This window comes from Microbispora sp. CA-135349, from assembly GCF_050947365.1.
Classification (GTDB): domain Bacteria; phylum Actinomycetota; class Actinomycetes; order Streptosporangiales; family Streptosporangiaceae; genus Microbispora.
In genome coordinates this window covers 2,327,501-2,340,359 of record NZ_CP192001.1, presented here as the reverse complement: position 1 = coordinate 2,340,359, position 12,859 = coordinate 2,327,501, and the positions used below count along the sequence as shown (strand labels likewise).

Below are 12,859 nucleotides of genomic sequence, written 5' to 3'. Positions count from 1 at the left end.
CGCCGCTCAGGCGTTGGTGGGGAATCCCAGGTTCACGCCGCCGTGGGAGGGATCGAGCCACCGCGAGGTGACGACCTTGCCCCTGGTGTAGAAGTGGACCCCCTCGGTGCCGTGCACGTGGGTGTCGCCGAACAGCGAGGCCTTCCAGCCGCCGAAGCTGTAGAAGGCCATCGGCACCGGGATCGGCACGTTGACGCCGATCATGCCGACCTCCACCTCGTTCTGGAAGCGCCGGGCCGCGCCGCCGTCGTTGGTGAAGATCGCCGTGCCGTTGCCGTACTCGCCGGTGTTGATCAGCTCGAGGCCCTCCTCGTACGAGCGGACGCGCACGATCGACAGCACCGGGCCGAAGATCTCCTCGCGGTGGACGCGGGAGTTCGGCGGCACGTGGTCGAGAACGGTCGGGCCGAGCCAGAAGCCGTTCCCCCGGCCTCCGCTCACCGGTGTCTCGCGGCCGTCGACCACGAGCTTGGCCCCCTCCTCGACACCGAGGTCGAGGTAGGACGCCACCTTGTCCCGGTGGGCGGCGGTGACCAGCGGGCCCATCTGCGACTCGGAGTCGTTCCCCGGGCCGATCTTGAGGTCCCGCACCCGCGACACGATCTTCTCGACCAGCTCGTCGCCGATCGGGTCGACCGCCAGCACCACGGAGATCGCCATGCACCGCTCCCCCGCCGAGCCGAAGCCCGCCGAGACGGCCGAGTCGGCGACCAGGTCGAGGTCGGCGTCGGGCAGCACGAGCATGTGGTTCTTGGCTCCGCCGAGCGCCTGCACCCGCTTGCCGTGGGCCGTGCCGGTCTCGTACACGTACCGCGCGATCGGGGTGGAGCCGACGAACGACACGGCCCGTACGGCCGGGTGCTCCAGCAGCCGGTCCACCGCCACCTTGTCACCCTGGACGACGTTGAACACGCCGTCCGGCAGGCCCGCCCGCCGCCACAGCTCCGCGAGCAGCAGGGACGCGGAGGGGTCACGCTCGGAGGGCTTGAGCACGAACGTGTTCCCACAGGCGATGGCCACCGGGAACATCCACATCGGGACCATCGCCGGGAAGTTGAACGGGGTGATGCCCGCCACCACGCCGAGGGGCTGACGGATCGAGTAGGAGTCGACCCGGGTCGAGACGTTCTCCGAGTAGCCGCCCTTGAGCAGGTGGGGGATGCCGCAGGCGAACTCCACGACCTCCAGGCCACGGGCCACCTCGCCGAGGGCGTCGGAGTGCACCTTGCCGTGCTCGGCGGTGATCAGCGCCGCCAGATCGTCGCGGTGCGCGTCGAGCAGCTCCCGGAACCGGAACAGGATCTGGGTGCGCTTGGTGAGCGAGGCGTCGCGCCAGGCGGGGAAGGCCCGCGCCGCCGCTTCGACCGCCGCGTCGACCTCCTCGGCCGAGGCGAGCGACACGTGACCGCTCACCTCGCCGGTCGCCGGGTCGAACACCTCCGCCGTACGGCCGTCGCCCTCGACGACCTCGCCGCCGATGTAGTGGTTAACGCGCTTCATCGTTGACGGCCTCCAGAGCGGTGACGAGGATGCCGAGGCCCTCGCGGGCCTCGTCCTCGGTGAGGGTGAGCGGCGGCGCCATCCGCAGCGTGTTGCCGTACAACCCGCCCTTGCCGACGAGCAGGCCGAGCTTCCTGGTCTCCTCCAGGAAGCGGGCGGCGAGCGCCGGGGCGGGCGCCTTGGTGGCGGGGTCGACCAGTTCGACGGCGAACATCAGTCCCTTGCCGCGCACGTCGCCGACGACGGGCAGCCGGGGGGCCGCCTCGCGCAGCCCGCCGATGATGATCTCGCCGGTCCTCGCGGCGTTGGCCTGCAGGTCGTGGTCGAGCACGTAGTCGAGGGTGGCGTTGGCCGCCGCCATAGAGATCGGGTTGCCGCCGAACGTGGCCACACCGGCGGCGTGCGGGCCGTCCATGAGGTCGCCGCGCGCCACGACGCCGCCGACCGCGAAGCCGTTGCCGAGCCCTTTGGCGAAGGTCATCATGTCCGGCGTCACGCCGTGGTTCTGGATCCCGAAGAACGCCGATCCCGTGCGGCCCCAGCCGGTCTGCACCTCGTCGGAGACGAACAGGATGCCCTCCTCGTCGAGGACCTCCTTGTATGCGGCGAACAGCCCGTCGGGGGCCATCGTGAAGCCGCCCACGCCCTGGATCGGCTCGGCGATCAGCGCGGCGACGTCCTTGGTGACGGCCGTGGCGAGCACGTGGCGCAGGTCGTCCACGCAGGCGGCGATGTAGTCGGCGTCCGACATGCCGCGGAACTGCGCGAGGTGGCGGTCGGCGCCGTGCAGGAAGTGCACGTTGAGCGGCGACAGGGAGTTGTTCTTCCAGGACCGGTTGGAGGTCACGCTGACCGCGCCGAACGACCGGCCGTGGTAGCTCTGCCGCATGGCGAGCACCTGGTCGGACCCGCGGGCGTAGGTGGCCAGCAGCAGGGCCGTCTCGTTGGCCTCGGTGCCGGAGTTGGTGAAGAAGACCTTGGCGTCCGGGATGCCCGACAGGCGGGCGATCTTCTCGGCCAGCTCGACCTGGCCGCGGATGAGGTACAGCGTCGAGGTGTGGACGACGCCGGTCGCGAGCTGGCGCTCGACGGCCTCCCGCACCTCGGGCACGTCATACCCGATCATGTTGGTCAGGATGCCGGCGAAGAAGTCGAGATAGCTCTTCCCGCCGGCGTCGACGACGCGGTTCCCCTTGCCGCCGACGATCTCGATGGGCTCGTTGTAATACAGGGCCATCCAGTTCGGCATGACCGCGCGATGGCGTGCGAGAAGGTCCGACATGCTTCGAGTATCCCGGCTGACGGGCGATCGGCTCACCTGTCAGTCTGTCTGGGATACCTCGAATCTCGCTTACACAGTGGTGGGTGCCGCAGGCTGCTGGGCGGGAGCCGTCGCGGCGGCTTTCCCGCGCAGGACCAGCAGCGCGACCAGGGCCGCCGCGAGCGAGCAGCCCGCGCCCACCCACGAGCCGACGGACATCGCCGACACGAACGCCTCGCGTCCGGCGGCGGCCACGGCGGCGTCGCCCAGATTCACCGCGACGCCGATCGACTCGCGCGCCCCCGGCGGCGCCGACTCCGGCATGGCGGCGGTGTAGGCCCCGGCGAGCACGCTGCCGAGGACGGCCACGCTCAGCGCCATGCCGACCTGCTGCACCGTGTCGTTGAGCGCGGAGCCGACCCCGGCACGCTCGGGCGGCACCGCGCCCATCAGCGTGGCGTACGCCGCCGGGCCGGCCAGGCCGCCGCCCACGCCCATGACCATCAGACCGGCGATCAGCGTGCCGTACCCGCCGGTGAGCGTGGACAGCAGCACGAACCCGGCGGCCATGACGACCAGCCCCGACACGATGAGCGTCCGGTTGCTCACCTTCTTGCCGAGCGCCGCGCCCAGACCGTTGAACACCATCGCCGCGACCACGTACGGCAGCAGGGCGAAGCCGGCCTTCAACGGGTCGTAGCCCAGGACGAACTGCAGATACTGCGTGATGGCCAACATCAGCGCGCCCGCGCCGAACGACAGCAGCACGATCGAGAAGCACGCCCCGCTGAACGAGCGGTCCCGGAACAGGCCGAGCGGAAGCATGGGGTGGACGGTGCGGCGCTCCCACAGCACGAACGCCACCAAGGCGGCCGCCGAGACCGCCACCGCGAGGGGGTTGAAGTGCCCGCCGGGCGCCGAGATGACGGCCCAGACCAGCCCGCCCATCCCGGCCGTGGACAGGATCACCCCGAGCGGGTCGGCCCGCCGCGTCTCGCCGTACGTCTCCGGCATGAGCGCGAAGGCCGCGACGATCGCCAGCACCGCGATCGGCACGTTGAGCAGGAAGACCGAGCCCCAGTAGTAGTGCTGGAGCAGGAACCCGCCGATCGTCGGACCGGCGATGACGCCGACCATGGCGACCGAGCTCCACGCGGCGATCGCCTTGCGGCGCTCGCTCTCGTCGAACACGGTGATCAGGATCGACAGGGTCGAGGGCATCACGCAGCAGCCGCCGACGCCCATCAGCGCGCGGGCCGCGATGAGCTGCCAGGGCTCGGTGGCGAGCGTGGCCGCCAGCGAGGCCCCGCCGAAGAACGCCAGGCCGATCACGAGCATCCGCCGCCTGCCGTACCGGTCGGACAGGCTCCCCGCGGTGAGCAGCAGCCCCGCGAAGACCAGGACGTACGCGTCGATGATCCACTGCACGTCCGGCGGCGTCGCGCCGAGGTCGCGCATGAGCGACGGGATCGCCAGGTTGAGGACGGTGTTGTCCACGACCAGGGTCAGCAGGCTCAGACAGAGGACGCCGAGTATCCACCAGCGCCGGGGATGGGACATTGAGTTCTCCTCGTACGGTGTGCGAGTAGTATCGAACACTGTACGGCCGAGCCGAACACCGTGCGAGCGAATATTGTGAGGCCGTGTCAGCGAAGCCGTTCTCCTCCGTATGGACCCGCGAGCGCAAGGGAGCGCGCGAGCAGGGGCTCACCCGCGACCAGATCGTCCGGGCGGCCGTGGAGCTGCTCGACGCCGAAGGCCTCGACGCGCTCAGCATGCGCAAGCTCGCGGCCCGGCTCGGCGCGGGGGCGACCAGCCTCTACTGGCACGTGGCGCACAAGGACGAGCTGCTCGAACTCGTCATGGACGAGGTCTACGGCATGGTCACCGTGCCGGACGACGCCGGGTGGCGGCAGGCGGCCACCGCCTTCGCGTACGGCCTTCGCGGCGCGATCCTGGAGCATCCGTGGAGCGCGAGCCTCATCGGCGCGCTGCCCGCACTGGGACCCAACGCCCTCGCCGCCGCCGACAACCTGACGGCCGCCTTCGCCGACGCGGGGTTCGGCGACATGGACCTGGACTACGCGGTGGCCGCGGTCGTCGCCTTCACGCTCGGAGCCACCGTGCCCGAGGTGGCCTGGTCGAGGGCGGTCACCGAGGCCGGCACCGGCCCCTTGGAGCTGCAGCAGGCCATGGCGCCCGTGCTGGAGAAGCTGGCGTCCGAGCGCCCTCGACTGCGTGAGCGCTACCAGACGTACGCGGGCAAGAGCTACGATCCCTCGATCGTGCGGCGGCTCAGCTTCGACTTCGGGCTGATGGCCCTTCTGGACGGTCTCGGCACACGCCTGCGCTGAGAGTCGCTCTCAGTGTGTCAGCTAGCGGGGCGTCATCCTTACATGGTGATCAGGTAGCCTCTGTGCATGCTTCCCACGGTCGCCGACGTGCTCGCGCTGGACACCGTCCGGCGCGGCAGCCCCCGCGTGGTGGCGGGCGGCGACCGGCTGGACACCCGCGTCCGCTGGGTCCACGTGGGCGAGGTCCACGACATCGCCCACCTGTTACGCGGCGGCGAACTGGTCCTCACCACCGGGGTGGCGCTGCCGGACGAGCCCGACAAGCTTGCCGACTACATCTGCGAGCTGGCCGCCGTCGGCGCCTCGGGCCTGATCGTGGAGCTCGGCCGCAGGTTCGTCCGCGAGCTGCCGAGGGCGGTGGTCAAGGCGGCGGAGGAGCACGGGCTGCCCCTGATCACGCTGGCCCGTGAGACCCCCTTCGTGCAGATCACCGAGTCGGTCCACGCGCGCATCATCGACATCCAGCTCCAGGAGCTGCGGGCCTCCGAGCAACTGCACGAGGTGTTCACCGAGCTCTCGGTCGAGGGCGCGTCCCCTGCCGAGGTGCTCAACCAGGTCACCCGCTTCTCCGGCCGCCCGGTGCTGCTGGAGAACCTGGCCCACCAGGTGCTGGCCTGTGACACGGCCGGGGGCGACACCGGCAGCGTGCTGGCCAACTGGGAGACCAGGTCGCGCGCGGTCATGCCGGCCGAGCGGACCGCCTACGACGCGGCCGCCGGGTGGCTGGTGACCATGGTCGGCGCCCGGGGCCAGGACTGGGGACGGCTCATCCTGCTGTGCGACGGCCCGCCCAGCCCCCGCGACATCGTGCTGGCCGAACGCGCGGCGACCACGCTCGCGCTGAGCCGCCTGCTGGAGCGGCACCAGGAGTCCCTGGAGCGGCAGGCGCACGGAACCATACTGACCGGCATCCTCACACACGCGTACGCCGATCCGGACGAGGCCGCCGCCCGCGCCCGCGCCGTCGGCGTCCCCCTCACCGGCCGCAGGCTCGTCGGCGCCGTCATCCGGCTGACCTCGCCCGTCGGCAGCACGCTGGGCGAGCAGGCCAGGCTGGGCGAGCTCGCCGAGGCCGGCGCCGCCGCCTGCCGCGAGGCCAAGCTGCCCGCCCTGGTCGGCGCACTCGACCAGAGCCGCGTCGGCGTGCTACTGCCGTTGCCGCCCCGCATGACCGCGGAGACGGCGCTCGAGGCGCTGGCCGAGCGGCTGCGGGCGAACTTCGCCACACCGTTCGTGCTGGCGGCCGGCTCGGTCGTCGAGACCGTCAAGGACGTACGGCGCAGCTTCCTGGAAGCCGAGCAGGTGGCGGAGGTGGCGGTGCGCCAGCCCGACGGGCGGCCGTTCTATCGCCTGCCCGACCTGCGGCTGCGCGGCCTGCTGCACCTGCTGCGCGACGACGCCCGGCTACAGACCTTCGCCGAGCGCGAGCTGGGGGCCCTGCTGGCCCACGACGCCCAGCGGCACGGCGACCTGACCAGGATCCTGCGCATCTATCTCGACGCGGGGCGCAACAAGGCGGTGGCCGCCCAGAGGGCACATCTGTCCCGCCCCGCTTTCTACGACCGTCTGCGACGGCTGGAGCGCGTCCTCGAGACCGATCTCGACGACGTCGAGTCGTGCCTGTCGCTGCATGTCGCCCTGCTGGCCCTGGAGACCTTCCGCCGCGACAACAGCTGACCGCGCGATTTGTGCCGTTACAGCGGCTGATGCACGGTTCCCCGCGGAGATGCCGATACCTGGAAAGCAGGTATGTCGTCCCGGGTGTAAGTCCTATCGCACACGACTACTTTTCGTATACTCGCGATCACGGGGTGAATCGTGTTTACCTCGACACGTGCCCACGATGAGCGAACCCCAAATCAGCCCGACGGTCGTGGTTCGGGCCCTGTCCGCGCGCTTCCCCAAATGGACCATCTGGTGGGGTCAGGCCACCACGCACTACTGGGGCATGTCCCGGCGGCGCGACGGACTGCTCGTCCACATCGAGGCCCGGTCCGCACAGGAGTTCGTCCAGCGAGCCCGGGAGATCGACGCCCGCACTCCCTAATCATCCCCTTAATGCATATATGTCCTGAAACGTCCGATTCGACAGGCGGAAGTTTTCGGAGTTGCTGGGAATTTCATATCCTTTTGTGCGTTTCCATCGTCTCGCTACGCGATTGTCGCCACGATAGTTCCGCAAGGATCACCAATGGGGAGCAATCGCATGAGACGCCGCCTGATCGTCGGGGCCGCCGTACTGGCCCTGACGACGACCATCCCTTCGGCCCCGGCCACCGCCGAGCCCGTCGCCGGGTTACCGACGACGAGCTTCCCCCTCGGCGAGCCCGGCATCCCGAAGGCGGCGGCCAAGAGCCTGGCCCCCGGAGTCAGCTACTTCACCCTCCGCCACGGCAGGCCGCAGGACGGCTACACGGTCAGCGTCGTGGTCTCGGGCAAGGACTTCATGTCCGAGACCAACGCTCAGGCCCAGGCGACGGCCGTGCAGACGGCCGGTCTCGAGCCCGTCATCGTGAAGTTCACCCGGCCCGCCGTCGCGGACCACCCCGCCGGCGACTACTTCATGGTCCGCGTGGGCAGCTGGCCGCTCGACCGGAAGGCCGAGGCCGCCGAGGTCGTCAAGCAGCTCAAGGACGCCGGGGTGAGCGCGAAGGTCGACTTCCAGGGCGACGACGGCTTCGTCACCACCGGCCCCTGGAGCGTGCGGGTCATCGTCGTCGACCCGCATACGTTCCGCGGCTCCTACCAGGCCTCGCTGGGCACGAGCGTCGCCAAGCGCGAGAAGGTCACGGCCATGGCCTCCGCCGCCAAGGCGCTCGCCGCCGTGAACGGCGGCTTCTTCGACATCCACACGCTGCCCGCCTTCCGCGGCGACCCCACGGGCATCTCCGTCGTCGGCGGCAAGCTGCTCAGCGAGGCCGTCGCCGGCCGCGTGGGCCTGGTCCTGCGTGGCCGTACGGCCCGTATCACCGAGTTGTCGTCCTCGGTCGCCGCCCGCGCGGCCGACGGGGCCACCGCCGAGGTGACCGGTCTCAACCGGGTGCCGAAGCCGGATGAGCTGGTCATGTACACCGAGGAACTCGGGCGGGACACCCCGCAGGACGGCGGGACCGAGGCGGTCATCGACGCCTCCGGCAAGGTGACCGCGGTCCGCGCCTCCGGCGGCCCCGTGGCGCCCGGGACGCGCGTGCTGCACGGCGTCGGAGCCGCCGCCGACTGGCTGTCGCAGCACGCGGGCGAGGGCACGGCCATCGCGGTCACGACCCGGGTCACCGACCTGCGGACGGACAAGGCCATCCCGCTGACCCCGGAGACCAACATCATCGGCGGCGCGATCGGTCTGGTCAGGGGCGGCAAGACCTCGATCACCGCGTCGCGGGACGGCATGGCCAACACCAACATGATCCTGCGGCGCCATCCGCGTACGCTCGCCGGCGTCACGCGGGCCGGCAAGCTCGTCATCGCGGTCGTCGACGGCCGGGCGCCGGGCAGCACGGTCGGCGCGTCGTTCTTCGAGGCGGCCGAGCTCATGCGCTGGCTCGGCGCGCGCGACGCGATCAACCTGGACGGCGGCGGGTCGACCGCCATGGTCATCGGCAAGAAGGTGGTCAACCATCCGTCCGACGGCGTGGAGCGGGCGGTCGGCGACGCCTTGCTGATCGTCGGCGCGCGCTGAGCCCGGCTCACACGCTGACCCGGCTCACGCCAATGACGCCGCCAGGAGCCGGTTGATCGTCTCGTCGTCGCAGGTGTCCCAGAACGCGCCCACGGTGTCTTCGAGGTGGTCGAACGAGGCCGCCTCGAAGAGCACCTCCTGATACTTCGTGATGTCGTAGTGGGTGGTGCCCATCGCGGTCAGGTCGAGCGGACGGATGTCCATGCCGCGGAACTCCTCGATCTCGCCGTACGAGCTGAGGATCCCCGCGCCGTACGCCCGGAGTTCGCCGTCTTCCCGCATGACGCCGAACTCCAGGGTGAACCAGAACACCTTGGACACGAACTCCAGCGCCTCGTCGGTCTCCACCCGGCGCGCCGCCCGGCCCGCGGCTCGATAGAGCGCGGCGAAACGGGGCGAGGCCAGCGTGTTCGCGTGGCCGATGACCTCATGGATGACGTCCGGCTCGGGGGTGTAGAAGGGCACGGAATGGTGCCGGATGTACTGGGTGGAGTGGAACAGCCCATCGGCCAGGACGCCGTAGAACTCACGAAGCGGAACCAGCCCGGCCGCGGGCAGGTAGCGGAATCCGGTCAGCGGTTCCAGAAGGTCGCCGACCTCCTGGAGTTGCGGAATGCGGTCCCCGGGCAGGCCGAGCCGCTGAGCCGCGTCGAGGAACTCGCGCACCGCGTACTTCTGATGCTTGGCCGTCAGTTCCCTGGTGACGAGCGCCCACACGTGGTGCTCCTCGTCGGTGTACTCGGCCGTGGGGATGGGACTCCCGGGGGTGTGAGCCAGCGCCAGCGCCGCGATCGCGTTGCGCCGCTGACGGTAGACGGAATCCGCGAAACCGGGGTGGCTCGTGGCCAGCTCGACGACGACGGATCCGTCATCCTTCGTCGCCACCGGAGCGAAATACTGCGCCTCTTCGAACATACTCCCATAGGACAGCAAGTAACCGTTTGGCCGGCAAGAGTGACCAGTCGAGGTGTGCGAACCGCTCAAATCATGGCGTCTGGGGGTGACTTCACTGGTCGAATCGCTCAGTCCGGGCGTACCCTCGGCGCATGCTCGACGCGCTCGACAGCCGCCTCCTGACCACCATGCGGGCCAACCCCCGGATCGGGCTCACCGAACTGGCCCGCCTCCTCGGCGTGGCCCGCGGAACCGTGCAGGCACGACTGGACAAGCTCATCGCCCGCGGCGTCATCGGCGACTTCGGCCCGACGATCACCACGGAGCAGATCGGCTATCCCATCCTCGCCTTCGCGTCCCTGCAGATCGCCCAGGGCCGGCTGACCGAGGCCGTGCGGTGGCTGGCCGGCATTCCGGAGATCCTCGAGGTGTACGGCACCAGCGGCCAGGGCGATCTGCTGTGCCGCGTGGCCGCTCGCAGCACCCCGCACCTGCAGGAGATCATCGCCCGGGTCCTCGCCTCACCCGCCGTCCATCGCACCGACACGACGATCGCCCTGTCGACCCAGATCCCCTTCCGCATCGAACCCCTGCTGGAGGCCGCGGTCACGCCGCCCGCGTCCTGACGTCAGACGGACCGGGCGAGGCGGAAGCCGAGGTCGTCGATGCGCAACGTGGGGTGGCTCTTGCGCCGGCATGCCGCCCGGCACCCTCGGGGCAGGTCATGAGCCCCTCCGCCGCGGAAGACTCGATAGGGGCCGTAAACAGCGGCGTCGTAGACGTCCCAGCACCATTCCCAGACATTGCCGATCATGTCGTACAAGCCCCACGCGTTCGGTGCCTTGGTGCCGACGTCGTGCAGTCGCCCGCCGGAGTTCTCCCGGTACCAGGCGATCTCGTCGAGTTCTCCGTACCGCACGCCCGTCGTCCCGGCCCGGCAGGCGTACTCCCACTCCGCCTCGGACGGCAGGCGGTATCCGTCGGCGTCCCAGTCGCAGACCACGTCCTGCGCGTCGAGGTCGTCACCGAAGGAGTAGCACGGCGTCAGCCCGGCCGTCTCCGAGAGCAGGTTGCAGAACCTGACCGCGTCCTTCCAGGAGACCTCGGCCATGGGCGTCAGCGGTGCCGCCAAGGGCACTTCGGTTGCACTGGTGACGGCTCTGTAGAGCTCCCTGGTCACGGGATACGGCGCCAACAGGAACTCCCCGACCTCGGCCACCCAGTTGGTCCGCGTCCCCTCATCCCGGAGGAGGATTCGCCCTGCGGGAACGCGGATCATCTGTTCAAGGGTCACCTCGGCCGGCGACGGGTCACGACTCACCTTCAAGGTCCTAACCGTCCCCACTCACCACTGTCAATCCGTCGGCAGATGCAGTGGCCGCGATCGATGGACTCCACGAACACCCCGCACGGGACCGCCCCTGTCGCGGCGACTTCTACGGGTACCGGTGGGGAACGAACGAGAGCACTTTCCATCCCGTCACGATCAGGCCCATCGTCGCTGCCCGGGTGACATCCGAGGCATAGAAGGTCGCTGAAGGCCCTGCCCTCTCGATAACGCAGAAAGGGCCATCCCAAACGGGATGGCCCTTTCACAAAATTGTCCGGCGGCGTCCTACTCTCCCACACCGTCCCCGGTGCAGTACCATCGGCGCTGACAGGCTTAACTTCCGGGTTCGGAATGTAACCGGGTGTTTCCCTGCCGCTATAACCGCCGTAACCCCATGAAACACACAACCAACTCAACTACAAGCGGTTGCTGTCTCTGAGATCACATAGTGAACGCGAGCATAATATGGTCAAGTCCTCGGCCTATTAGTACCGGTCAGCTCCACACATTACTGCGCTTCCACTTCCGGCCTATCAACCCCATCATCTCTAGGGGGCCTTACCCACTCTCGTGGTGGGAGACCTCATCTTGAGGCGAGCTTCCCGCTTAGATGCTTTCAGCGGTTATCCCTACCGAACGTAGCCAACCAGCCGTGCTCCTGGCGGAACAACTGGCACACCAGAGGTTCGTCCGTCCCGGTCCTCTCGTACTAGGGACAGCCCCTCGCAAGTCTCCTGCGCGCGCAGCGGATAGGGACCGAACTGTCTCGCGACGTTCTAAACCCAGCTCGCGTACCGCTTTAATGGGCGAACAGCCCAACCCTTGGGACCTACTCCAGCCCCAGGATGCGACGAGCCGACATCGAGGTGCCAAACCATCCCGTCGATATGGACTCTTGGGGAAGATCAGCCTGTTATCCCCGGGGTACCTTTTAGCCGTTGAGCGACACCGCTTCCACACGCCGATGCCGGATCACTAGTCCCAGCTTTCGCTCCTGCTCGACCCGTCAGTCTCACAGTCAAGCTCCCTTGTGCACTTACACTCGACACCTGATTGCCAACCAGGCTGAGGGAACCTTTGGGCGCCTCCGTTACCTTTTAGGAGGCAACCGCCCCAGTTAAACTACCCACCAGACACTGTCCCCCACCCGGATACACGGGCGCGGGTTAGACGTCCAAAACGACCAGAGTGGTATTTCACCAATGACTCCACCCTGACTAGCGTCAGAGCTTCCCAGTCTCCCACCTATCCTACACAAGACGCTCCAAACGCCAATGTCAAGCTGTAGTGAAGGTCCCGGGGTCTTTCCGTCCTGCTGCGCGAAACGAGCATCTTTACTCGTACTGCAATTTCACCGGGCCTGTGGTTGAGACAGCGGGGAAGTCGTTACGCCATTCGTGCAGGTCGGAACTTACCCGACAAGGAATTTCGCTACCTTAGGATGGTTATAGTTACCACCGCCGTTTACCGGCGCTTAAGTTCTCACCTTCGCACCCCGAAGAGTGCTAAGCGGTCCCCTTAACGTTCCGGCACCGGGCAGGCGTCAGTCCGTATACATCGTCTTACGACTTCGCACGGACCTGTGTTTTTAGTAAACAGTCGCTTCCCCCTGGCCACTGCGACCCCCACCAGCTCAAAGAGCAAGTCTCATCACCAGTAAAGGTCCCCCTTCTCCCGAAGTTACGGGGGCAATTTGCCGAGTTCCTTAACCACAGTTCACCCGACCGCCTTGGTATTCTCTACCTGACCACCTGAGTCGGTTTCGGGTACGGGCCGCCGCGACACTCACTAGAGGCTTTTCTCGGCAGCATAGGATCACCCACTTCGCCACAATCGGCTCGGCA

The 12,859-nt window shown here is 68.5% G+C and carries 10 protein-coding genes and 2 rRNA genes (1 of these 12 only partly in view); 5 read left to right on the top strand and 7 right to left on the bottom strand.

The window, feature by feature from the left end; genetic code table 11:
- Positions 1 to 6 precede the first annotated feature (6 nt).
- The 3 genes from ACQPZZ_RS11160 to ACQPZZ_RS11150 all read right to left on the bottom strand — a co-directional run bounded on the left by ACQPZZ_RS11160 (position 7) and on the right by ACQPZZ_RS11150 (position 4,321).
- Positions 7 to 1,500 (bottom strand): CoA-acylating methylmalonate-semialdehyde dehydrogenase, encoded by a 1,494-nt coding sequence (locus tag ACQPZZ_RS11160; protein ID WP_363647812.1) that lies wholly within the window; start codon positions 1,498 to 1,500, stop codon positions 7 to 9.
- Entirely contained in the window at positions 1,487 to 2,782 is a 1,296-nt protein-coding gene (locus ACQPZZ_RS11155; RefSeq protein WP_432931331.1) for an aspartate aminotransferase family protein, read from the bottom strand. Before ACQPZZ_RS11155 ends, ACQPZZ_RS11160 begins: the two co-directional genes overlap by 14 nt.
- A gap of 69 nt (positions 2,783 to 2,851) precedes the next feature.
- Complete coding sequence (locus ACQPZZ_RS11150) at positions 2,852 to 4,321, bottom strand: MFS transporter (protein ID WP_432931329.1); 1,470 nt, start codon at positions 4,319 to 4,321, stop codon at positions 2,852 to 2,854.
- An 83-nt stretch (positions 4,322 to 4,404) separates the two neighbouring features.
- Here ACQPZZ_RS11150 and ACQPZZ_RS11145 point away from each other — a divergent pair, with 83 nt between their 5' ends.
- The 4 genes from ACQPZZ_RS11145 (at position 4,405) to ACQPZZ_RS11130 (ending at position 8,791) form a co-directional block, all read left to right on the top strand.
- On the top strand, positions 4,405 to 5,115 hold the full coding sequence (locus ACQPZZ_RS11145) for a TetR/AcrR family transcriptional regulator C-terminal domain-containing protein (protein WP_432931327.1): 711 nt from the start codon (positions 4,405 to 4,407) through the stop codon (positions 5,113 to 5,115).
- 66 nt (positions 5,116 to 5,181) lie between these two features.
- On the top strand, positions 5,182 to 6,792 hold the full coding sequence (locus ACQPZZ_RS11140; RefSeq protein ID WP_432931325.1) for a PucR family transcriptional regulator: 1,611 nt from the start codon (positions 5,182 to 5,184) through the stop codon (positions 6,790 to 6,792).
- 166 nt (positions 6,793 to 6,958) lie between these two features.
- Positions 6,959 to 7,162: a hypothetical protein gene (locus tag ACQPZZ_RS11135; RefSeq protein WP_363647822.1), complete on the top strand. Its 204-nt coding sequence runs from the start codon at positions 6,959 to 6,961 to the stop codon at positions 7,160 to 7,162.
- A gap of 159 nt (positions 7,163 to 7,321) precedes the next feature.
- Positions 7,322 to 8,791, top strand: coding sequence for a phosphodiester glycosidase family protein (locus tag ACQPZZ_RS11130; protein ID WP_432931323.1), 1,470 nt, complete (start codon positions 7,322 to 7,324; stop codon positions 8,789 to 8,791).
- A gap of 24 nt (positions 8,792 to 8,815) precedes the next feature.
- On the opposite strand, the gene ACQPZZ_RS11125 is transcribed toward ACQPZZ_RS11130, so the two are convergent.
- On the bottom strand, positions 8,816 to 9,706 hold the full coding sequence (locus ACQPZZ_RS11125) for a phenylalanine 4-monooxygenase (protein ID WP_432931321.1): 891 nt from the start codon (positions 9,704 to 9,706) through the stop codon (positions 8,816 to 8,818).
- Positions 9,707 to 9,837: 131 nt separating this feature from the next.
- Between ACQPZZ_RS11125 and ACQPZZ_RS11120 the strand changes: the two genes are divergently transcribed.
- Positions 9,838 to 10,311 (top strand): Lrp/AsnC family transcriptional regulator, encoded by a 474-nt coding sequence (locus tag ACQPZZ_RS11120; protein WP_432931319.1) that lies wholly within the window; start codon positions 9,838 to 9,840, stop codon positions 10,309 to 10,311.
- A gap of 2 nt (positions 10,312 to 10,313) precedes the next feature.
- Here ACQPZZ_RS11120 and ACQPZZ_RS11115 read toward each other — a convergent pair whose 3' ends face one another.
- The 3 genes from ACQPZZ_RS11115 to ACQPZZ_RS11105 all read right to left on the bottom strand — a co-directional run.
- On the bottom strand, positions 10,314 to 10,964 hold the full coding sequence (locus tag ACQPZZ_RS11115) for a formylglycine-generating enzyme family protein (protein WP_432931317.1): 651 nt from the start codon (positions 10,962 to 10,964) through the stop codon (positions 10,314 to 10,316).
- A 323-nt stretch (positions 10,965 to 11,287) separates the two neighbouring features.
- A 5S ribosomal RNA gene (gene rrf / locus ACQPZZ_RS11110) occupies positions 11,288 to 11,404 on the bottom strand.
- 76 nt (positions 11,405 to 11,480) lie between these two features.
- Positions 11,481 to 12,859: ribosomal RNA gene (locus tag ACQPZZ_RS11105) — 23S ribosomal RNA — on the bottom strand; it runs 1,726 nt beyond the window's last position.